The 23,037-nt window shown below is 72.3% G+C and carries 10 protein-coding genes; 6 read left to right on the top strand and 4 right to left on the bottom strand.

The window, feature by feature from the left end:
• The 3 genes from ACZ7CF_RS40005 to ACZ7CF_RS40015 all read right to left on the bottom strand — a co-directional run bounded on the left by ACZ7CF_RS40005 (nucleotide 1) and on the right by ACZ7CF_RS40015 (nucleotide 3,078).
• The gene (locus tag ACZ7CF_RS40005) at nucleotides 1–261 is read right to left on the bottom strand and encodes an acyl carrier protein (RefSeq protein ID WP_360384869.1); all 261 of its coding nucleotides are present in this window, start codon (nucleotides 259–261) and stop codon (nucleotides 1–3) included.
• Between the two features lie 31 nt (nucleotides 262–292).
• A complete protein-coding gene (locus tag ACZ7CF_RS40010; protein WP_470372289.1) occupies nucleotides 293–1,429 on the bottom strand; it encodes a cytochrome P450 in 1,137 nt (378 codons plus the stop codon).
• A 194-nt stretch (nucleotides 1,430–1,623) separates the two neighbouring features.
• Nucleotides 1,624–3,078, bottom strand: coding sequence for an acyl-CoA carboxylase subunit beta (locus ACZ7CF_RS40015; RefSeq protein ID WP_470372290.1), 1,455 nt, complete (start codon nucleotides 3,076–3,078; stop codon nucleotides 1,624–1,626).
• Nucleotides 3,079–3,506: 428 nt separating this feature from the next.
• Between ACZ7CF_RS40015 and ACZ7CF_RS40020 the strand changes: the two genes are divergently transcribed.
• From ACZ7CF_RS40020 to ACZ7CF_RS40030, 3 genes are read left to right on the top strand one after another with little or no spacing between them, the layout of a single operon-like run.
• A complete protein-coding gene (locus ACZ7CF_RS40020) occupies nucleotides 3,507–4,520 on the top strand; it encodes a beta-ketoacyl-ACP synthase III (protein WP_470372291.1) in 1,014 nt (337 codons plus the stop codon).
• A gap of 52 nt (nucleotides 4,521–4,572) precedes the next feature.
• Nucleotides 4,573–4,818 (top strand): acyl carrier protein, encoded by a 246-nt coding sequence (locus tag ACZ7CF_RS40025; protein WP_360384861.1) that lies wholly within the window; start codon nucleotides 4,573–4,575, stop codon nucleotides 4,816–4,818.
• 32 nt (nucleotides 4,819–4,850) lie between these two features.
• Nucleotides 4,851–6,053, top strand: a complete 1,203-nt coding sequence (locus ACZ7CF_RS40030; protein ID WP_360384859.1) for a beta-ketoacyl-[acyl-carrier-protein] synthase family protein — start codon at nucleotides 4,851–4,853, stop codon at nucleotides 6,051–6,053.
• An 80-nt stretch (nucleotides 6,054–6,133) separates the two neighbouring features.
• Here the strand turns inward: ACZ7CF_RS40030 and ACZ7CF_RS40035 are convergent, their stop codons facing one another.
• Complete coding sequence (locus ACZ7CF_RS40035; RefSeq protein WP_470372292.1) at nucleotides 6,134–6,916, bottom strand: DUF6518 family protein; 783 nt, start codon at nucleotides 6,914–6,916, stop codon at nucleotides 6,134–6,136.
• Between the two features lie 340 nt (nucleotides 6,917–7,256).
• Between ACZ7CF_RS40035 and ACZ7CF_RS40040 the strand changes: the two genes are divergently transcribed.
• The 3 genes from ACZ7CF_RS40040 to ACZ7CF_RS40050 all read left to right on the top strand — a co-directional run bounded on the left by ACZ7CF_RS40040 (nucleotide 7,257) and on the right by ACZ7CF_RS40050 (nucleotide 22,985).
• On the top strand, nucleotides 7,257–8,483 hold the full coding sequence (locus ACZ7CF_RS40040) for a 2-isopropylmalate synthase (protein WP_470372293.1): 1,227 nt from the start codon (nucleotides 7,257–7,259) through the stop codon (nucleotides 8,481–8,483).
• Entirely contained in the window at nucleotides 8,480–9,124 is a 645-nt protein-coding gene (locus ACZ7CF_RS40045; RefSeq protein ID WP_470372294.1) for a hypothetical protein, read from the top strand. The genes ACZ7CF_RS40040 and ACZ7CF_RS40045 overlap by 4 nt, the downstream gene beginning before the upstream one ends.
• 97 nt (nucleotides 9,125–9,221) lie before the next feature.
• Entirely contained in the window at nucleotides 9,222–22,985 is a 13,764-nt protein-coding gene (locus ACZ7CF_RS40050; protein WP_470372295.1) for an SDR family NAD(P)-dependent oxidoreductase, read from the top strand.
• The last annotated feature ends 52 nt before the right edge of the window (nucleotides 22,986–23,037 follow it).

A 23,037-nucleotide genomic window follows, 5' to 3' on the forward strand; every position in this document is an offset into this window, starting at 1 on the left:
TCACCCCGTGACGACGGGCTTGAGAGCAGCCGCCAGCAGGCGCACGCTGTCGTTGTCGTAGACGGTGTCGACCGTGATGACACCGTCGAACCTGGTGCGCAGCATGCTGACGAACTCGACGGCGAGGATCGAGTCCACGCCGACGTCGGCGAACGACCGGTCCAGCGGGACGTCCTCGGGCGCGAGCATCAGCAGCTCGGCGAGCACGTCGATGATCACGTTCTCCGCTTCGGTGTTCGTTCCGGCGAGGCGGTCGCTCATGTCGATCTCCGTTGTTCGGTGGTGGTGGCGGTCAGCGGGAGACCGGGTTCGGTCCGTCCTGCAGCAGCCGCACAGGTGCGGTCCGGTAGCCGGTGAAGGTGTTGGACCTGGTCGTGGTCGGTGGTCCGGTCAGGACGACGCGAAGCCGGTTCTCCACGAAGAACTCCAGCAGCGCGGTCAGCTGCGACCGGGCGACGACGGCGCCCAGGCAGTGGTGCGGCCCGAAACCGAAGGCCATGCCCGTGCCTTGCCCGCGCAGCGGGTCGAACACGTCCGGACTCCGGTAGCAGCGCGGATCCCGCAGAACCGCGCCGAGCACCACCCGCACGGTGTCGCCGCGGCGGATGTGCCGTCCGCCCAGCTCCACGTCACGACCCGCCGTCCTGCCGATCGTGGTGGTCGGTGCGGTCCAGCGCAGCGCCTCGTCGACGAAACCGGGCACCAGCTCCGGCGCGGCGGCGAGGCGGGGGTGCCAGTGCGGCTCCCTGGCGAGCAGCACGGCCAGCCCCGTGAAGGCCAGACGAGGTGCGACGGTGCCTCCGACGACGACACCGATCAGGTTGGAGAGCACGTCCTTGCGCGAGATCCGGCCGGCGCGTTCTGCCTCGTGCAGGTGGCCGATCAGGTTGTTCTGCCCGGCGTTGCGGTGTCCCACCAGCAGATCGCTGAAGATGCCCGCCGCCTTGGCGAGGGCCTGGCGCGCCGTCTCCCGGTCGGTACCGGTGAAGGCCTCCGGGCCCGTGTCACCGAGGATGCCCGCGACCTGGTCGCCGACCTCGGACATCCGCATCTCGTCCAGCCCCAGGAGATCGGCCATGGACGCCAGCGCGAGCGGCCATGCGATGTCGGCGTTGAAGTCGAACGCCGCGGTGTCGATGCGGGGCCGCACCAGGCGTTCGAGCGCATCGGTCAAAGCTGCGGTACGCGTCTCGACGCGCCGTTTAGTGAACAGGTCCTTCATGGCGGAGCGCACGACGGCTCGATGTTCGCCATCCGTGGCGATCAGGATGCTGCCGCGCAACGGGTCCGGGTTGGCGGGCCCGTTCCACGGGAAGACACCCTGACCGGAGAGGAAGACGTCGTCGTCTCCCAGGACGACCTTCGCCTCCTCGGCGCGGAAGACGCCCCAGAACTCGTCGCCGACAGCGGCGGACGCGAGCCTGTGCACAGCCGCGGCTTCGCGGAACCGGCTCAGCACGGCGTGCGGCTGTCCGTGGGAGAAGAGCTCGGCGGAACCGAAGTCAGGTGCTCCGGCAGCACATTCGGTGCAGCATGAAATCGCTTTCGCGGAAAGGGCAGCATCCTGCTGCGAAAGCACGTTGCCTCCAGATGGGCTCGTGGTCGCCGAGGCTTCGGGTGTCGTCACTGCGGCATGTTGTCGTGACTGTGACCAGGTTTCCGGGCGCGCATCAGCGGACGGATGACCTTGATGATCACGTCGCGGGTCTCCGCAGGAGTGATCATGGCGTCGACCGCCTGGCGGGAAGTCGCCAGAGCCGGTGAGAGTGCCTCCGCGCGGTAGTTGTCGAGCAGCTCCTGGCGCCTGTCCGGATTCGCCGCGAGCTCGCGGCGGAACACGATCTCCACCGCACCTTCCGCGCCCATCACCCCGATTTCCGCCGTCGGCCAAGCGAAAACGCGGTCGGCACCGAGCTGTTTGGAGTTCATCACGATGTACGCCCCGCCGTACGCCTTGCGCAGGATCACGGTGACCCGCGGCACCGTGGCTTCCGCGAAGGCGTACAACAACTTGGCTCCGCGGCGGATGACGCCGTCGGTTTCTTGCGCCTTCCCCGGCATGAACCCCGGTGTGTCGACCAGGGTGACCAGGGGGAGGCCGAACGCGTCGCACATCCGCACGAACCGCGCGCCCTTCTCGGCCGCACGGGTGTTGAGCGTGCCGGCCAACGTGTTCGGCTGGTTGGCCACCACGCCCACCGGCATCCCGTCGAGGCGCGCGAAGCCGATGACGATGTTCGGGGCGTAGTGCGGTTGGAGCTCGAGGAAGCTGTCCGCGTCGACCAGCCCGCGGACGACCTGCCGCACGTCGTAGGTCTTGCGCTGCTCCGCGGGGACCTCGGGAACCAGTTCCGGGTCTCGTGCCAGGTGCAGCGGCAGTTCGTCCCAGCAGGAGCTGGGCAGGTAGGACAGCACCCTGCGGACCAACGGGAACGCGTCCTCGGGACGTTCGGTCACGAGGTGCGCGAGACCTGACATCGCCGAGTGGACGTGGGCGCCGCCGAGGTCCTCGGCGGTGACCTCTTCGCTCGTCACGCTGCGCACCACCTTCGGGCCGGTGAGGAACATGTGGGCCCGGCGGTCCATCACGATCAGGTCGGTCAGCGCGGGGGAGTAGGCCGCACCACCGGCACATGCGCCGAGGATCACGCTGATCTGCGGGACGCGGCCGGACAGGGCCACGTTGCGGCGGAAGATCGACGCGTATCCGTCCAGGGCGGAGACGCCCTCCTGGATGCGCGCGCCGCCGGAGTCCAGCACGCCCACCACGGGGCACCGGGCCCGGTGCGCCTGGTCGAGCACTTGGACGATCTTCTGCGCGTGAGTGGCGCCCAGGGTGCCGCCGAGCACGGAGACGTCCTGCGCGAACACCGCCGCCGGCCGCGCGTCGATCTCGGCGGTGCCGGTGACCACGGCGTCACCGGCGGGTCGCTTCTCCTGCATGCCGAAAGCGGTGCACTGGTGCGTCGCCTCGGCACCGAACTCCAGCAGACTGCCAGGATCCACGAGTGCGCCCAGTGCGTTGCGGGCACCGAGCTTGACCGGCGTCAGCGCGGCGGTCGTGTGCGTCGTTGTCACGGAATTCCTGTTCCTGTCGACTTCGGGGAGAGCGACGTTCCTCGATCTTGTGACAAGGCAGGCGCATCGGGTCGAGCCTTGTGCGGAACTGCCACGGGTGCGCTGAGCGGCCGGAGCAAGGACGACAGTGCGGCGGGGCGGGAGATCTCGCACTGCGGAGTACCGCAGTGCTCTGCCCCGCAGGTCCGAGCGGCAGGGTTTTCGTCCAAATGCAAGGTTGCGGCATTGTTTTCATCCTTTCGGTCCAAGGTGAGCGGCTCGCGCTGAGGTCCATTCGGGACTTGCCCACGTCATTTGATTTCCAATGAGCTCCGATTCAGCAGGTGAGGGCGTCGAGGATTGGATTCGCGAACGAGGTTGCGGATTTCCGCAGGCCGGGTCGGCTCGGCTCCGACCTAGCCTCACCCCGTGGACCAACGGGAGAACGCATGACAGCGGATCACCGCCGTGCCGCAGTTCTGTGCGGGATCGGGACGTGGTTGCCGCCGAGGGTGGTGACGAACGACGACCTCGCTCAGCAACTCGACACGTCGGACGCGTGGATCCGGTCCCGGACGGGAATCCGCGAGCGCCGTGTGATCGAGCCGGGCACGTCGACCTCGGACCTCGCGGTCGAGGCGGGGGCTCGCGCGCTGAAGTCCGCGGGTGGTGCGAACGCGGATCTGGTGGTCGTGGCCACCACGACACCGGACCACCCGTGCCCGTCGACCGCCCCCGAAGTCGCAAGCCGTCTCGGAATGGCCGGGGTGCCCGCCTTCGACCTGAACGCGGTGTGCGCGGGGTTCGTGTACTCACTCGCAACGGCCGCCGGGCACATCGCCGCGGGGACCGCCGAGCGCGTGCTGGTGATCGGCGCGGACACCTTCACCACCGTGCTGGACCCGCACGACCGCACGACCGCCGCCATCTTCGGAGACGGCGCGGGCGCGGTGGTCCTCCGTGCGGGGACGGCTGACGAGCCGGGCGCGCTCGGCCCGTTCGACCTCGGCTCGGACGGGACGAACGCGGACCTGCTCATCGTGCCTGCCGGTGGATCCAGGCAGCGCGGTTCCGGGCGGCCTCCCGACCCCGCGGACGCCTACTTCCGGATGGACGGTCCGCCGGTGTTCCGCAACGCCGTCACGAGGATGAGCGAGTCCGCCACCAAGGTGCTCGCCCACGCCGGCTGGCGGATCGAGGAAGTGGACCGGTTCGCCTGCCACCAGGCGAACGCGCGGATCCTCTCGGCGGTGGCACGCAACCTCGAGGTGCCGGAAGACCGTGTCGTCAGGAACGTCGACCGGGTCGGCAACACCGTCGCCGCCTCCATCCCGCTCGTCCTCGCCGACGCGGCCGCGGCAGGTGACGTCGTCCCCGGCCACCGCGTCCTCATCACCTCCTTCGGCGCGGGCCTCAGCTGGGGCTCCACCGTGATCACCTGGCCCGACGTCGACCTCGGCTGACCCGGACGCCACCCCACCACCGAGTTCCACTCACATCCTGGAGAACCGCATCATGAGCAACAACGACACGCTGGACCGGCTGACCAAGCTGCTCGTCCTGCACTTCGGCGCGTCCGAACAGCGGGTCAACGGCGAGATCACCTTCGAGGAGCTGGACTTCGACTCGCTCGCACTGGTGGAGCTGGCGATGGTCGCCCAGAAGGAGTTCGGCGTCGAGGTGGACGAGCAGGAGATCACCCCCGACCAGTCCGTCCAGAGCGTCGCGGAGCTGATCGACGCGAGGGCGGTCACCGCCTGATGTCGTGGCCGGGTGCGGGTTTCCCAGCGGCTGTGACAGGGCTCGGTCTGGTGACGCCGGCGGGCATCGGTGTCGAGCCCTCCTGGCGACGCGTTCTCGCGGCGGAGGCGGCAGGAAGCCACGACCCGCTTCTCGCAGGCCTGCCCGTCGACTTCTCGTGCCGGGTGCCGGGATTCGACCCGGATGCCGTGCTGGGCAGGAGCGCGGCCTGGAGGCTGGACCGGTCGGCACAGCTCGCGGTCGTGGCCTTGCGGGAGGCGTTGCACGACTCAGGTCTCGACCAGTCCACCTGGGACGGAGCACGGGTCGCCGTGGTGCTCGGCAACGCACTGGGCGGTGTGCACACCTACGAACTGCAGCAGCGCCAGCTCGACTCCGCCGGCCCGAGTGCGGTCTCCCCGCTGCTCGTGCCGATGTGCGCACCCAACATGGTGGCGGGCCACCTCGCCATGGAGTGCGGTGCCGGCGGTCCGAACCTCGTCACGGCAACGGCCTGCGCGTCAGGTGCCACGGCGATCGGGACAGCACGCGACCTGTTGCGCAGCGGACGCTGCGACGTGGTGATCACCGGAGGCGCAGAGGCCGCGCTCGGTCGAACGATGATCACCGGGTTCACCAGGATGGGCGCGTTGTCCCGCCGCACCTCGGACCCGAACGCCGCGTCGCGGCCCTTCGACGCCGATCGCGACGGTTTCGTGGCGGCGGAGGGGGCTGCGATCCTCGTGCTGGAGCGCATCGCCGACGCAAGGGCCAGAGGTGCTCGCGTGCACGGGGTGATCAGGGGATACGGCGCGTCGGCGGATGCCCATCACGCGACGACTCCCGACCCGTCCGGTGCCGCGGTGGAGCGGGCGGTTCGCTCAGCACTGGACGACGCGGGTCTGGTGGCGGCGGATGTCGGCCACGTCAACGCGCACGGCACCTCGACGAAGATCAACGATGCCACGGAGGCCGGGCTGATCCAGCGCGTGTTCGGCGACCGCGTGGCGGTGACCTCCACCAAGGGCGTCATGGGACACGCTTTGGGCGCTGCGGGGGCGATCGAGGCCGTGTGCACGATTCTGGCGCTTCGCGACGGCGTCGTCCCGCCGACGGCGAACCTCGACACGCTCGACCCGAAGATCGAGCTCGACGTCGTGGCGAAGGCACCTCGGCTTGTGCCGCACGGGGTGGCGGTCAGCAACTCGTTCGGGTTCGGCGGCCAGAACGCCGTTCTCGTCGTGACCGCACCATGACGAGGCGGATCTTCACCGGGCCCGCGGCGCTGCACCGAGGCCGTGCTGTCAGTCAGGTGCCCATCTGGCGGAAGCGCGGCCTACAGGCCGGTCACGAGCGAGATCAACAGCAGGCAGCCCAGTGCGACGAACGAGAGCCCCGCTGAGACCGCGAGGCCGAGCCGGCGGTTGCGCGAGATCAGCAACGGCAACACCACCGCGAGCGCGCAGGCGGTGATCCCGGTGTCGCGATAACCCAGCACGAACAGGTGCCACAGGCCCTCCATCCCGAACACCGCGCCCAGGGCTCCCGCGCCTGTCCAGTGCCGCCAACCCCGGCCGTGCCGCCACCAACCGCCGGCTGTCCCGAAGAGCGGGCCCGCGACGAGAGCCAGTGCCAGCCACACCGACGGCGCGTAGAGGTCGCCCATGCCGTCGCGGAAGAGTTCGGCGTACCCGTAGTAGCCGACGACCGCGCCGACCTGCGTCAGCGTGCCGGCGAGGATCGGGCGCCGGGACAGAGCGCCGGCGATGAACGCCGCGACGACCCAGATGGCGCCGGAGTTGGCCAGCGAGTTGACACTGCCGGGAAGAACGCCTTGTCCGAGGTTGGTCAGCACGCCGAGCAGCAGCCCGGCGGGAAAGCTGTAGATCATGCGGCTCAGAGTGCCGGTGGCCGTCCACTGGCGACATCGGCATTTCGGCCGATGCCCGGAGTTCGCCGCGCCAGGGGAAGCCGTTGTCGATGTCGTGGACGACCGCACCGCTTTGTTCGCCGATCTGCGATCTGTGTCACGCTCCGGCGGCTGAAGCGAGGTCTTCCGTTCGGCTTCCGGTGACGATTTCCCGACGTCACCACCGCTTGTGGGTGAACATGTCGTCACGGTCGTGGTCCGCTGCGTCCAGGTTCGCCGCCAGTACTGCGGAGTTCCGCAGTAGAGCGGATGCGCCGCTGGTTAGCCTGGGTGCGCATCAGCCGAAGGGCGGCACCCGCACAGATGAGGGTCGGCGGATCTTCTCGCCGTTGCGGCTTTCCGTGATGTGCGGGCGGTCGGACCGCTTCAGGATCGAGGCGTCGGCGCCGCGACGATTCACCGCATTCGGGTGAGGAGTTCTTTCTGCGCGAAATACCTCCCGAGCAGAGTCGGCTTCACCGGGAGAACACCGCGCAACGGCGGCGTGCGGGCGTCCGAGTTGACGAGAAGAGATTGGCAACGGTGCGCAATGACAGCTGAGCCGGATGTGGTGCGGGAATCGGCGTTGGCGGGCAAGGTCGTGCTCTGGGAGGAGTCGGCGCGGGACGGGGCGCAGGGCAAGACGCTGATGAGCCCTGACTTCCGGGTGTGGCTGGCGCGCGAGCAGGGGGCGGTGTTCGGTGAGGACGGTCCTCGGCACGTCGTGTTCGCCGCCGGTTTCCCCGCGGTGTGCAAGGAGGAGTTCGAGGCCGTGCGCCGGGTCGCGGTGGAGGCCGAGGGAACGGTGAGTCCCGCGGCGGTGTGCCGGGGCACGGCCGCGGACGTGCGACAAGCGATCTCTTCCGTGCACGGCGTCGCGCACGCACGGGTGATGCTCGTGGTCCCGGCATCGGAGGCCATGTCGGAAGTGATGACGCACCGGCGGGCCGCTGAGGCCGTGCGCGCGGGTGCCGCCCTCGTGAGCGACTCGCTGGGTGCCGGGGTCGCGGTGGACGTGTGCCTGGCCGACGCGTCCCGTGCCGATCACGGTCTGCTCGCGGACGCCGCGCGTGAGCTGACGGCCGCGGGAGCGGGTGTGGTGTTCCTCGCGGACACCGTGGGAGACCAGTTGCCCGCCGAGGCGGGGGCCATGTTCACGGCTGCGCGCTCCGAAGGTGTGGTGCTCGCTTCGCACGCGCACAACGACCTCGGCTTGGGGCTGGCCAACACGCTGGAAGCCCTGGGCAGCGGTGCGCGGGTGGTGTCCTCCTCCTGGTTGGGCGTCGCCGAGCGCTCCGGTCTGGTGGCGACCGAGCAGGTGCTGTTCCTGCTGGCCTACCGCGCCGACCGGGCGAAGGTGCTGCTCGGCGAGGACGCGGACCCGTGGTGCACGCCTCCGGACCTGACCCGGCTGCCCGGCCTGGCCCAGGCCGTCGCCGAGGAGATCGGTGTTCCGCTGGGGGTGACGACCCCGGTGGTGGGGACCGGTGTCGGCACGATCTCCACCGGCACTCCGTTCGTGCACCCCGAGCTGTTCCAGCCCTTCGCCCCGGAGCAGCTGGGCATCACCCCGAGCGTCGTGCTCACCCACCTGGCCAGCGCCCGTGTCGTCACCGCCGTCGCCGGCCGCCTCGGACACGAGCTCGACGTCACCGGCGCTCGCGCGGCGATGGCCTGGGTCAAGTCGCGCGCCTACCAGCAGGGCCACGCGGTCGTGGACGACCAGGCCTTCGCCCACTACCTCGACGGCGTGCGCGCGGGAGCGTTGCAGCGGTGATCGCCGACATCGAAGGTGTGCGAGCCGCACTGGCCAGGAACGCGGCGGTGGTCCTGCCGAACCCGGTCCCGCTGACGCACGTCGTCACCGCCACGACCCCGGCCGCGGTCAACGCCGCCAAGGGCCGACCGGCCGACCAGGCCGTCGCGGTGTGGGCGCACAGCCCCGACGTCCTCACCGAGATCATCTCGGCGACGACGCTCGCGCCCGCCGCGGCCGCCCTGGCGCACCGGCTGCTCGGCGACGAGCACGTCACCCTGCTCGTACCGACGTCGCCCGGTGTTCCCGCCTGGCTGGCGCCCGCCACCAGGGACGCCTGGACGTTGCTGTTCGGCGCTCGCTGGGCGCCGGTGCGCCCGGTGCTGGACTCGTTCCCCCTGCTGTACGTGAGCAGCGCGAACCGCACCGGCCACCCGCCGGTGGCCTCGACCGCCGACGCCCTCGCGATGTTCCCGCCCGGCACACCCGTGCTGGACCTCGCGGACAGCAGCCCGGCGGAGCCGGTCCGGCGAGCCACCACGACGCTGCGCCTGCACCCCGACGGGAGCCTCGACCTGCACCGCCGCGGTGCCCAGGACCACCCGCACCGCGACACCACCGCCTACCTGGAGCACCTGCGTTCCCGTTACCCCGAGTCCTGATCCGATCCATGTGGCGTTCAACGGTGAACCCCTTGGTACCGCGAGAAAGCACCACCTCCGCGCGCCGTCGTCACCAATCGAAGGAACTCAGTCGCACATGACCACGCCCGACCACGCTGCTGCCACCGCGCGGGATGGAATCGCCGTCATCGGCCTGTCCTGCCGCCTTCCCGGGGCGGCGAACCCGGACGCCTTCTGGGAACTGCTCGTCACGGGTGCGAGCGCCGTCACCGAGACGCCGGCCACGCGGTGGGACGCGAACGCCCTGTACGACGCCGACCTGTCGAAGCCCGGCAGGGCGAACTCGCGCTGGGGCGGCTACCTCGACGAGGTCGACCGCTTCGACGCGGCGTTCTTCGGCATCTCCCCGCGTGAAGCCACGGACATGGACCCGCAGCAACGGCTCGCGCTGGAGCTGGCCTGGGAAGCGCTGGAGAACTCCGGCGTGGTCCCGGCTGCCCTGCGCGAGCACGCCGTCGGCGTGTTCATGGGTGCGTTCGGATCCGACTACGCCACGCTCGCGCAGCGCGAGGGGATCGAAGGGGTCGGGCACCACACGGTCACCGGTCTCAGCCGTGGTCTCATCGCCAACCGCATCTCCTACACCCTCGGGGTGCGGGGCCCCAGCTTCACCGTCGACTCCGCCCAGTCGTCCGCGCTCGTCGCGGTGCACCTCGCCGCGCAGAGCATCCGCACCGGTGAGTGCGAGGTCGCGCTGGCCGGTGGCGTGCACCTCAACCTCGCACCGGAGAGCACCGTCGGTGCGGCCAAGTTCGGTGGTCTTTCCCCGGACGGGCGCTGCCACACCTTCGACGCCAGGGCGAACGGGTACGTGCGCGGCGAGGGCGGTGGCGTGGTCGTCCTCAAGCCGCTCGCGAAGGCGCTGGCCGACCAGGACGACGTCCTCTGCGTGATCCGCGGCAGCGCGGTCAACAACGACGGCGCGAGCGACGGCCTCACCACCCCGGACGCCACCGCGCAGGCGGAGGTCCTCCGCGCGGCCTACCGCGCGGCGGACGTCGACCCGCATCGGGTGCAGTACGTGGAGCTGCACGGCACCGGCACCAGGGTGGGCGACCCGGTCGAGGCGTCGGCGCTGGGCCGGGTGCTCGGTGCCGGCCGCGCTCCGGCCGACGCGCTGCGCGTGGGCTCGGTCAAGACCAACATCGGCCACCTCGAAGGAGCGGCCGGCATCGCGGGGCTGCTCAAGACGGTGCTCTCGATCAGCAGGGGACAGGTTCCGCCCAGCCTCAACTTCACCGAGCCGAACCCGGACATCGCGTTCGGCGAGCTGGGCATCAGGGTGCAGACCGAGACCGCGGACTGGAGCGCCGAGCCCCGGCTGGCCGGCGTCAGCTCCTTCGGCATGGGCGGGGCGAACTGCCACGTCGTCCTTTCCGGACCGCCTGAGTCCGAAGAGGACGAGGGCACCCCGGAGCACGTCGAGGCGACCCTGCCGTTCGTGCTCAGCGCGAAGACGCCCGAGGCGTTGCGCGCTCAGGCCCGGAACCTGCGGGGCCGCGACCTCGACCGCGCCGGCCTCGCCCGTGCGCTGCTCACCCAGCGCACGCTCTTCGACCACCGTGCCGTCGTGCTCGCCGCCACCGCCGATGAGCTCGACTCCGGTCTCGCCGGGATCGAGCAGGGCGTCCCCGGCGCGGGCGTCGTCCTGGGCCACAGCGAGAAGGCGGACGCCGGTCCCGTCCTCGTCTTCCCGGGACAGGGCGCGCAGTGGGTGGGGATGGGACGTGATCTCCTCGACGTCTCCGCGGTGTTCGCGGACTCCGTCACCGCCTGCGAGGAGGCACTGGCACCGCACGTGAGCTGGTCCCTGACCGAGGTCCTGCGCACCGGCGACGGCCTCGACCGCGTCGACGTGGTGCAGCCCGCGTCCTGGGCCGTGATGGTGTCGCTGGCCCGGCTGTGGGCGTCGGCCGGCGTCCGGCCCGCCGCCGTGCTGGGGCACTCCCAGGGCGAGATCGCCGCCGCGGTGGTCTCCGGGAAGCTCGATCTCGACGACGCCGCGACCGTCGTCGCCCTGCGCAGCAAGATCATCGCCGCCGAGCTGGCCGGGCACGGCGCGATGGCGTCGGTCGACCTGCCCGCAGACGAGGTCCGCTCGCGCCTGGCCGGCCATCCCGGCGTCGAGGTCGCGGTGGTCAACAGCGTGCGCTCGACCGTCGTCTCCGGAGACCAGGACACGGTCGACGCCCTGGTGGCGCAGTGGAAGGAGGAGGGCCTGCGGGCGCGGCGGATCGCCGTGGACTACGCCTCGCACAGCCCGCACGTCGACTCCGTGCGCCGGCAGATCGTCGAGGCCCTCGCCGAGATCCGGCCGCAGCAGGGCAGCACGCCGTTCTTCTCCACCGCGGACTGCGCCTGGGCTGACCGGCTGGACGCCGCGTACTGGGCGCACAACCTGCGAGCGCCCGTCCGCTTCGGTGAGGCCACCGAAGCGCTGCTGGCACAGGGCTTCCGCCACTTCGTCGAAGTCAGCTCGCACCCCGTTCTCGTCGCCGCCGTCGAGGACACGGTGACCGCCGCGGACGTCGACGACGCGGTCGTCGTCGGCTCGCTCCGCCGCGACGAGGGCGACCTGCGCCGCTTCCTCACCTCGGTCGCGGAAGCCTTCACCGGCGGGATCGACGTCGACTGGTCCGCCGTGGTGCCGCCGGTGCGCACGCGCGTCCGTGCCGCCGACCTGCCGACCTACCCCTTCCAGCGGCAGCGGTTCTGGATCGGTGACAAGAACGAGGTAGCGATCGACACGGGACCGGTGCTGCACGGGATCGACCTCGTCCGCGCCCACGCCGCCGCCGTGCTGCGCACGACCCCGAACGCGGTCAGCGTGCGGGAACCGTTCAAGCGGCTGGGTTTCGACTCCATCATGGCCGTCGAGCTGCGCAACCGGATCAACGCGGCCGCGTCGCTGCGGCTGCCCGCCGGCGTCGCGTTCGACTTCCCGACACCCGCGGCGCTCGCGGCCGAGGTCGACCGGCTCCTCCCCGGCGGCACCCGGCAGGCTCCCGCCGCGCTGGAACGGGTCACCGCGGCCGAGGAGAAGCCGGAGGACGACCCGATCGTCATCGTGGGCATGGGCTGCCGGTTCCCCGGTGACATCCGCTCACCGGAGGACCTCTGGCGGTTCGTCACCGCGGAGGCCGACGCCATCGGGCCGTACCCGTCCGACCGCGGCTGGGACGTCCGCGACCTGTTCGCGGGAAGCGCCGAAGTCGCCCGCACGGGTGGGTTCCTGCACGACGCCCCGGACTTCGACGCCGAGTTCTTCGGTGTGTCGCCCCGTGAAGCGCTCGCCATGGACCCGCAGCAACGGCTCCTGCTCGAAGTCTCCTGGGAGGCGCTCGAACAGGCCGCGATCGACCCCGAACTGCTGCGCGGCACCGACACCGGCGTCTTCGTCGGGGCCATGGCCGGTGACTACGGCACCAGGCTGCACGAAAGCCCGGACGCCGTGGCCGGGCACCTCCTCACCGGTCTCGCCGGAAGCGTCGTCTCCGGCCGGATCGCCTACGTGCTCGGCCTCGAAGGCCCCGCGCTGTCGGTCGACACGGCCTGCTCCTCGTCCCTGGTCGCGCTGGACCTCGCCGTCGAGGCGCTGCGGCGCGGGGAGTGCTCGCTCGCCCTCGCCGGTGGCGTGACGGTGATGAGCACGCCCGGCATGTTCGCCGAGTTCAGCCGCCAGCGCGGTCTCGCACGGGACGGCCGGTGCAAGGCGTTCTCCGCGGCCGCCGACGGCACCGGCTGGTCGGAGGGCGTCGGCGTGCTGGTGGTGGAGCGGCTGTCCGACGCGCTGCGCCACGGCCACACCGTCCACGCCGTCGTCCGGGGCACCGCGGTGAACCAGGACGGTGCGTCCAACGGCCTGACCGCGCCGAACGGGCCCTCGCAGCAGCGGGTGATCCGCAAGGCGCTGGCCGACGCCGGGCTCTCGGCGTCCGATGTGGACGCCGTGGAGGCGCACGGCACGGGCACGTCGCTGGGCGACCCGATCGAGGCCCAGGCGATCATCGCCACCTACGGCCAGGACCGCGACCGCCCGCTGTGGCTCGGCTCGCTCAAGTCCAACCTCGGCCACACCCAGGCCGCGGCCGGCGTCGCGGGCGTGATCAAGATGGTCATGGCCATGCGGCACGGCGTCCTGCCGAAGACCCTGCACGTCGACGAGCCCTCGCCGCACGTCGACTGGGCGTCCGGGGCGGTCGAGCTGCTGACCGAAGCACGGCCGTGGCCGGAAGGCACCCGGCGGGCGGCGGTGTCGTCGTTCGGCATCAGCGGCACCAACGCGCACGTCGTCCTCGAACACCGGCCGCAGCCGCAGCAGCGGGCGCGGGAGGAGCGGCAGGTCCCGTTCCTGCTGAGCGCCAAGACGCCGCAGGCGTTGAGCGCACAGGCGCGAAGGCTGCGCGACCACCTCGCCGAGCACCCCGGGCTCGACCCGGCCGACATCGCGTTCACCCTGGCCACCGGTCGCAGCGACTTCGACCACCGTGCCGCGGTGCTCGCCACGGACACGGCGGGGCTGCGCGAGCTGTGCGAGGGCCGCGGAGCCCGCGACCACGCCCGGCTCGACGAGCCCGTCGCCTTCCTGTTCACCGGCCAGGGTGCCCAACGCCTGGGCATGGGCCGGGAGCTGTACACCACCTACCCGGTCTTCGCCGCGGCACTGGACGAGGTTGCCGACGAGCTCGACCGGCACCTGACCAAGCCGGTGCGCGAGGTCATGTGGGGCGACGACGCCGCCGTGCTGGACCGGACCGAGTACACCCAGCCCGCGCTGTTCGCCGTCGAGGTCGCGCTGTACCGCCTCGTGCGCTCGTGGGGTGTCGAGCCGGACTTCGTGACCGGCCACTCGATCGGTGAGATCGCGGCGGCGCACGTCTCCGGCGTGCTGACCCTGGCGGGAGCGGCGGAACTGGTCGCCGCGCGCGGCCGGTTGATGCAGGCGCTGCCCCCTGGCGGCGCGATGGTCTCCGTGCAGGCCACCGCGGACGAGGTGCGCCCGCAGCTGACCTCCCGCGTGGGCCTGGCCGCGGTCAACGGACCCGACGCGGTCGTGGTGTCCGGTGCGGAGGACGACGTCCTCGCGCTGGCCGCGCGGTGGGCGGAACGCGGACGCAAGACCAAGCGGCTCACCGTGAGCCACGCGTTCCACTCGCCGCTGGTGGAACCGGTGCTGGAGGAGTTCCGCCGCGTCGCCGCGCGGATCACCTACGCGGCGCCGGTGATCCCGCTGGTGTCGAACCTGACCGGCACCCTCGCGACGGCCGAGCAGCTCCGCTCGCCCGAGCACTGGGTGCGGCACGTCCGCGACGCGGTGCTCTTCCACGACGGCGTCCGCCACCTGCGCGAGCAGGGCGTGACGCGGCTGGTCGAGATCGGCCCGGACGGCGTGCTCGCGGCGATGGCGCAGAACTGCCTGTCCGACACCGACCAGCTCGTCCTGCCCGCCCTGCGCAAGGGCAGGCCGGAAGCCGGCACGCTGGTGTCCGCACTGGCACGGCTGCACACCGCCGGTGTCACCGTCGACTGGACGGCGTTCTTCGCCGGCACCGGCGCCCGCCGCACGGAGCTGCCGACCTACGCGTTCCAGCACGAGCGCTTCTGGCTCGACCCGGTCGCCAAGGCCGCGGATCTCGCCTCCGCCGGGCTCGACGCCGTCGCACACCCGGTGCTCAGGGCGGCGCTGTCCGTCGACGGCACCACGGTGCTGACCGGCAGGCTCGACCCGGCCGAGCTGCCGTGGCTCGCCGAGCACCGGGTCGGCGGAGCGGTGGTCGTTCCCGGAACGGCGCTGCTCGAACTCGCCGCCCGCGCCGGTGCGCACGTCGGCCGGCCCGCCGTCACCGAACTGCTGCTGATCGCGCCGATGGTCGTTCCCGCCGGTGACGCGCTGGACGTCCAGGTCCGCGTGTCGGCGGACGGTGCCCTGCGGACGGTGTCACGCCTCGCGGGGCAGGGGGAGTGGACCCTCCACGTCACCGGCCAGGTCGACGCCGCCACCGGCACCGGGCCCGCCCCGGTGCAGTGGCCGCCGGTCGGCTGCGAGCCGGTCGACCTGGCCGGGTTCTACGCCGCACTGGCCGAGCGGAACCTGCACTACGGTCCCGTCTTCCAGGGCGTGCGGCGCCTGTGGCGCGGCGACGGCGAGCTCTTCGCCGAGGTCCGGCTGCCCGAGACGAGGAACGACCACCTGCTGCACCCGGCACTGCTGGACGCCGTCCTGCAACCACTGGCGGCCGGTGAGCTGTTGCCCGACGGGGGAACGGCGCGACTGCCGTTCTCCTGGACGGGCACCCGCCTCCACGCGGCCGGGGCGTCGCTGCTGAGGACCCGGCTGACCGGGCTCGGTCCCGACACCGTCCGGCTGGCCGCCTGGGACGGTGAGGGCAACCCCGTCCTCGACGCCGACTCGGTCGTGCTGCGGCCGGTGTCCGACGCCCAGCTGCGTGACGCCGTGGCAGCCGATTCGCTGTACCGCGTGGAATGGCGGCCCACCACCGTCGTGGCTCCCACCCCGGGCACCACGCGGCGGCTGCCGGTCGGGTCCGGAGGCCCGCTGCCGCACCGGGTGCGCGCGGGACTGGCCTGGGCGCTGACCACCGTGCAGGACTGGTTGTCCGGCGAGCAGGGCGGATGCCTCAGCATCGTCACCGGTTCCGACCCGGTCGGCGCTGCCGTGCAAGGGCTCGTGCGTTCGGCGCAGACCGAGCACCCCGGCCGCTTCCAGCTGATCGAGGTCGACGGCAGTGCCGCCTCCGACGCGCTGGTGCCGTCACTGGCCGGTTCACCCGACCCGCAGGTCTCCGTGAGGGAAGGCACCGCGCTGGTGCCGCGCCTCGTGCGCCACACCGCCGCGCCCGCCGCCCCGGACATCAGGTGGGACAGGGGAACGCTGCTCGTCACCGGTGCGGGCGGAGTCGTCGGTTCGGCACTGACGCTGCACGCCGTGACCACCCGCGGGATCAGCGACGTCGTCCTGGTCAGCCGTCGCGGCGAACGGGCCGCCGGTGTCGCGCGGCTGGCCGGGGAGCTGCGGTCCATGGGCGTCTCGGTCACGGTCGAGGCCTGTGACGTGGCGAAGCGCTCGCAAGTGGAAGGTCTGCTGGCGCGCGTCCCGGACCTGCGCGGCGTCGTCCACGCGGCCGGAACGGTGGCCGACACCGTCATCGAGGCGCTCACCACCGACGGCGTCGACGCCGTCCTCGCGTCCAAGGTGGACGCCGTCAGCCACCTGGACGAGCTGACCAGGGGACTGGACCTCGACTGGTTCGTCGTCTGCTCCTCGGTCGCCGGCTGGTGGGGCACCGCCGGCCAGGCCAACTACGCCGCCGCGAACGCCTGCCTCGACGCGATCGTCCGCGACCGCGCCGCCGCCGGGTTCCCGGCACTGGCACTGGCCTGGGGGCTGTGGGAGGAGCGCAGTGAGCTCTCCGGGCACCTCGGTGACGCCGACCTCCAGCGCATGGCCAGGGCCGGCATCGCACCACTGTCCACAAAGGATGCCGTCGCCGCGTTCGACGGCGCACTGCGCTCGACGGAGCCGGTGCTGGCGCCCGTCCGCCTGGACGTCCGCTCCGTCACCGGGCAGCCCGTGCCCCTGCTGGCCGACCTCGTCCGCACACCGGTCGTGGCCGAACCGGCCGTGACCGCGCAGGAGACCTCCGGCGGCGCGTTCGACCAGCTGACCGCGGACGAGCTGCGGGCGGAGCTGACCCGGCTGGTCCGCACCAGCGCCGCCTCCGTGCTGGGGTACGCCCAGCTGCGGGACGACCAGGTGGAGCAGCCGTTCTCCGCGCTGGGGATGGACTCGCTGGCCGCACTGGAACTGCGCTACGAGCTCAGCGACGCCACGGGCCTGAGCCTGCCGACCACCCTGCTGTTCGACCGGCCCAGCGCGCTGGACGTGGTCGAACACCTGGTGGAAGAACTCTCGACCGAGAAGGACACCACTGTGACCCAGGCGGTCCAGCGAGCAGAACCCGAACCCGAAGTGGGTGAGGACGACCCGATCGTGATCGTCGGCATGGCCGCCCGCTACCCCGGCGGGGTCAGCTCGCCGCAGGAGCTGTGGGACCTGGTCGCCACCGGCACGGACGGGATCACGGCGTTCCCCGACAACCGCGGCTGGGACCTCGACACCCTCTTCCACGACGACCCCACCCACCGCGGCACGAGCTACACCCGTGAAGGCGGTTTCCTGCACGACGCCGCCGACTTCGACGCCTCGTTCTTCGGCATCGCGCCGCGCGAGGCGCTCGCGATGGACCCGCAGCAGCGGCTGCTGCTGGAGACCTCGTGGGAGGCGCTGGAGAACGCGGGCATCGACCCGTTGTCGGTCAAGGGTTCCCGCACCGGTGTCTACGCCGGCGTGATGTTCCACGACTACTCCACCCGCGTCCACGACGTGCAGGACCTCCCGGACGGCATGGAGGGGATGATGACCCTCGGCAGCCACGGCAGCGTCGCGTCCGGCCGCATCTCCTACGTCTTCGGCCTGCAGGGGCCCACGATGTCGGTCGACACCGCGTGCTCGTCCTCCCTGGTGGCACTGCACCTGGCCGCGCAGGCGCTGCGCAACGGCGAGTGTTCGATGGCACTGGCCGGCGGTGTGTCGGTGATGTCCACCCCCGTCACGTTCGTCGAGTTCAGCCGCCAGCGCGCACTCGCCGCCGACGGGCGGTGCCGGGCGTTCTCCTCGGACGCGAGCGGCACCAGCTGGGCCGAGGGCGCGGGCATGCTCCTGCTGGAACGGCTCTCCGACGCGAAGCGCAACGGGCACCGGGTGCTCGCGGTGGTCCGCGGCAGCGGGATCAACTCCGACGGCGCCTCCAACGGCCTCACCGCACCGAGCGGCCCGGCTCAGCGCCGGCTCATCGAGCAGACGCTGGCCCAGGCACGACTGACGGCCGCCGACGTGGACGTGGTGGAAGCGCACGGCACCGGCACGCCGCTGGGCGACCCGATCGAGGCGCAGGCCTTGCTGGACACCTACGGACAGGACCGCGACCGCCCGCTGTGGCTCGGTTCGCTGAAGTCCAACACCGGCCACACCCAGGCCGCGGCGGGCGCAGGCGGGATCATCAAGATGATCATGGCGATGCGGCACGGCGTCCTGCCGAAGACCCTGCACGTCAGCGAGCCGTCCCCGCACGTGGACTGGACCTCGGGGTCGGTCGAGCTGCTGAGGGAGGCACGCCCGTGGCCGGGGGGAACCCGCCGCGCCGCGGTGTCGTCGTTCGGCATCGGCGGCACGAACGCCCACGTGATCCTCGAAAGCCCCGCCGAGGAGAACCCCGCCGAGGCCACCGCCCCGGTGCCGGTGCCGCGAGCAGCGGCGGTCACGCCGTGGGTCCTCAGCGCCAGGACACCGGCGGCGCTGCGGGCGCAGGCGGCCAAGCTGGCGGACTTCCTCGACCGGGAGCCCGGCCACGACGACGCCGCCGTCGCGGCGGCACTCACGAACCGGTCGCGGTTCGACCAGCGCGCCGTCGTCCTGGGCGGTGACCGGGACTCGTTGCTGGCGGGCCTCACCGCCGCCGCACACGGCGACGACGCGCCGAACCTGGTCGTCACGGCCGAGAGGCACGCGGGCGAGACCGCTTTCCTGTTCGCCGGTCAGGGCAGCCAGCGCGCCGGCATGGGACGGGAGCTGTACGAGGCGTACCCGCCGTTCGCGGTCGCGTTCGACGACGCGGCCGAGGTGCTCGACCCGCTGCTCGGTGTCAGCCTGCGCGACCTGGTCTTCACCGGTGACGGCCTGGACCGGACCGAGCACGCGCAGCCCGCGCTGTTCGCGCTCGAGGTGGCGCTGTTCCGGCTGCTGGAGGCGTGGGGAGTGCGGCCGGGCCGCGTGGCAGGGCACTCCATCGGCGAGATCGCCGCGGCCCACGTGGCCGGCGTCATGTCGTTGCGCGACGCCGCGACGCTGGTCGCCGCTCGGGGCAGGCTGATGGGCGCACTGCCGGAAGGCGGCGTCATGGTGGCCGTGGAGGCGGCCGCCGCCGAGGTGACCGGGTTGCTCGCCGGCCGTGAGCACGAGGTGGGGATCGCCGCGGTCAACGGGCCCAGGGCCACCGTCCTGTCCGGTGCCGCCGCCGCGGTGCAGGCGATCACCGAGCAGCTGCGCTCGCGCGGCCACCGCACGAAGGCCCTGCGGGTCAGCCATGCGTTCCACTCGCCGCTGATGGGGCCGGTGCTGGCGGAGTTCCGCGACGTCGTGTCCCGCATCGAGTTCTCGGCGCCGAGCATCCCGATGGTGTCGACGCTGACCGGCCAGGCCGCCGCTGCGGGCGACTTCACCACCGCGGAGTACTGGGTCCGCCACGTGCGCGAGCCGGTCCTGTTCCAGGACGCCGTGCGCGCCCTGGAAGCCGGTGGCGCCAGCACCTTCGTGGAGCTGGGCCCCGACAGCGTGCTCTCGGCGATGGCGTCGGCGAGCGTGTCCGCACCGGCCGTGCCGCTGCCGCTGCTGCGCAAGGACCGCCCGGAACCACGAGCACTGCTGGACACCGTCGCGAAGCTGTTCGTCCGCGGCATCTCCGTCGACTGGTCCGCTGTGCTGGGCGGCGGCGCACGACCGCACGTGGAGCTGCCGACCTACGCCTTCCAGCGGCAGCGCTTCTGGCTCGACACCCCGCGTGCCACCGGGAGCGTCGCGGGCACCGGCCTCGGTGCGGTCGGGCACCCGTTGCTGACCGCGTCGATGTCCCTGGCCGGCAGCGGAGCCACCGTCCTCACCGGACGGTTGTCCACCGCGCGCCCGGCCTGGACCGGTGGCCACCGCGTCGGCGGTGCCGCCGTGGTGCCGGGCACGGCCCTGCTGGAGATGGCCGCCAGGGCCGGTGAGCAGGTCGGCTGCCCGAGGGTGGCGGAGCTCGTCTTCCGCACCGCGGTGGTGCTTCCCGCCGAGGGCACCCTGGACGTGCAGGTGGAGGTGTCCGCGCCCGAGGACGACGGCAGCCGTGCCCTCGCGCTGCACTCACGGGCCTCGGCCGACGCGCCGTGGACCGCGCACGCCACCGGCCGCCTCGTTCCCGGCGTGCCCGGTTCGGGGGAGAACCTGACCGAATGGCCGCCCGCGAACGCGCAGCCGGTCGACCTCGACGGGCTCTACCCCCGCCTCGCCGACGCCGGCCTGGGCTACGGACCCGACTTCCAGGGCGTCCGCAGGGCCTGGCGTCGTGGCGGCGACGTCTTCGCCGAGGTTGCCCTGCCCGCGACCGTGCACGGCGAAGCCGGTGACTACCTGGTGCACCCCGCGCTGCTGGACTCGGCGTTGCACCCGCTGCTGGTGGACGCGTTGCGCCTGCCGTTCTCGTGGGCGGGCGTCGAGGTGCACGGGCCCGGCGCCGCGTCGCTGCGGGTTCGCCTGCGCGACAAGGGACAGGACTCGTTCAGCGTCACCGCGTGGGACAACGTGGGCATGCCGGTCTTCTCCGCCGAAGAGCTCGTCGCGCGGCCGGTGGTGCGTGAGCAGCTGCAGGTCATCGGCGCCGCCCAGGCGGCGGAGACGCTGTTCCGGATCGACTGGAAGGCACCGGAGGGGCTGTCCGCGGCACGGGGAACCGGGCACCTGACGCTGACCGTCGACAACGGTGACCCCGCGTCGCCGCTGCCGCAGCGGGTCCGGACCGCGCTGGACGCGGCACTGGCCTCGGTCCGCGGCTGGGTGGCGCGCGACCACGAGCCCGGTGCCCGGCTGGTCGTGCTCACCCGAGGTGCGGTGGACGGCGACCCGGTCGCCGCGGCGGTGTGGGGTCTGGTGCGCTCCGCGCAGACCGAACACCCCGGCGTGCTGCAGCTGATCGACCTCGACGGCACGGCCGCGTCGGACAAGGCGTGGCGGCAGCTGGTCGGCACCGACGAGCCGCAGCTCGCCGTGCGCGCCGGGCAGGTCCGCGTGCCGAGGCTGGCCGGTGCCGCGGCCGCCGGGCCGTCCGCCCCCACCGAGTGGCGTGGCGGTTCGCTGCTGGTCACCGGTGCGGGCGGGGTCGTCGGTTCCGCACTGACCCGGCACGCCGTGCGCGAGCACGGGGTTCGGGACGTGGTCCTGCTGAGCCGGCGCGGTGCCGACGCACCCGGCATGGCCCGGCTGTCCGCCGAACTGCGTGAGCTGGGTGCCTCCGTCACCGTGGAGGCCTGTGACGCGGCAGATCGCGAGCAGCTGGCCGGGGTCCTCGCGCGGATCCCGTCGGACCGGCCGCTGGCCGGTGTGATCCACGCTGCCGGAACCTCGCGGGACGCGACGATCCGGTCGCTGACCGCCGAGGCCCTGGAGGCCGTTCTGCCGGCCAAGGTGGACGCCGTGACGCACCTCGACGAGCTCACGAGGGACGCGGACCTCACCTGGTTCGTCGTGTGCTCCTCCGCTGCCGCCTGGTGGGGCACGGCCGGTCAGGCCAACTACGCCGCCGCCAACGCCTGCATCGACGCCATCGCACGGCGCAGGCACGACGCCGGGCAGCACGCGCTGTCGCTGGCGTGGGGGCTGTGGGCCGAACGCAGCGAGCTGTCCGGTCACCTCGACGAGGCGGACCTGCGCCGGCTGGTCCGCCTCGGCGTCACTCCGCTGTCGACCGAGGACGCACTGACCGCGTTCGACACCGCGTTGCGCACCAGGGAACCCATGCTCGCCCCGATCGCGCTGGACACCCGTCAGCTCGTCGACAGCGAGTCGGCGCCGCTGACCCCGCTGCTGCGCGGGCACGTGAAGCGGCGTCCGGTGGCGGAAGCGGCGCCGGTGCCGGTGTCGTCCATCGCGGGCGAACTGGCCGGCAAGGACGAAGGCGCTCAGGAGGCCTTCCTGGGTGACCTCGTCCGGAGCCTGGTGGCCGGTGTGCTCGGGTTCGCGAGCGCCGACGAGGTGGAGGCCGACCGCGGGTTCTTCGAGATCGGGTTCGACTCGCTCACGGTGCTGGAGCTGCGCAACCGCGTCGAGAAGGCGACCGGGCGGTCGGTGCCGCCCACGGCGATCTTCGACCACTCCACGCCGAGCGCCCTCGCGAAGTACCTGCGCATCCAGCTCGGCGAGCAGGAAGCGGAACGGCCGCTCGACGTGGAGCGTCCGTCGCTGGCCGGGACGACGGTGCTGCTGACCGGTGCGACCGGCGGTCTCGGGCGGCTCTTCGCCAGGGAGCTCGCCGAAGCCGGGGCGAACCTGGTCCTGACCGGACGCGACCAGGCCGCGCTCGACGAGCTGGCGGACTCCATCGGCGGAACGCCCCTGGCGCTGGTCGCCGACGTCACCGACGGCACGGCGCTGACCCGGGCCGTCGAGCGGGCGGAGCAGGAGTTCGGCGCGGTCGACGTGCTGATCAACAACGCCGGTGTCGGCGGTCCGGCCGGCCCCCTGTGGGAGGTCGACGAGGACCACTGGTGGCAGACGGTGGAGGTGAACCTGCGCGGGACCGTGCGGGCCTGCCGGGCGGCGTTGCCGGGCATGGTGGAGCGCGGGCACGGGCGGGTCATCAACATCGTGAGCTCGGCGGGCAAGCACCGCTGGCCCAACGTCTCCGGCTACTCGGTGTCCAAGGCCGCCGCCATCAAGCTCGGTGAGAACCTCGCGCCGGAGCTGGCGGGAACCGGGGTGTCGGTGCTCAGCTACCACCCCGGACTGGTCGACCTCGGCCTGACCCGCAAGCAGCTGGAAGCCGGCGAGACCGGTGACCGCCACCTCGACGGCGTCGGTGCGTGGATGGCCGACCAGCGCGACAGCGGCCGGTTCACCACGCCCGAGGAGTCATCGGAGATGCTGGTGCGACTGGTGTCGGGTGAGGCGGACGCGTTGTCCGGCGGCTACCTGACCCCGGAGGACGACCTGAGCCGCCTGCTGGGCGGCTGATCGAGCAGCGCCGACGACGATGTCGACCCCACAGCAAGACCCGAAGAGGGAG

The sequence above is a fragment of the Lentzea sp. NPDC036955 genome, from assembly GCF_055608005.1.

Coding starts and splice junctions, on each gene's coding strand:
- ACZ7CF_RS40005 (WP_360384869.1), bottom strand. CDS start 261: ATGAGCGACCGCCTCGCCGGAACGAACACCGAAGCGGAGAACGTGATC.
- ACZ7CF_RS40020 (WP_470372291.1), top strand. CDS start 3,507: ATGACAGCGGATCACCGCCGTGCCGCAGTTCTGTGCGGGATCGGGACG.
- ACZ7CF_RS40025 (WP_360384861.1), top strand. CDS start 4,573: ATGAGCAACAACGACACGCTGGACCGGCTGACCAAGCTGCTCGTCCTG.
- ACZ7CF_RS40040 (WP_470372293.1), top strand. CDS start 7,257: ATGACAGCTGAGCCGGATGTGGTGCGGGAATCGGCGTTGGCGGGCAAG.
- ACZ7CF_RS40050 (WP_470372295.1), top strand. CDS start 9,222: ATGACCACGCCCGACCACGCTGCTGCCACCGCGCGGGATGGAATCGCC.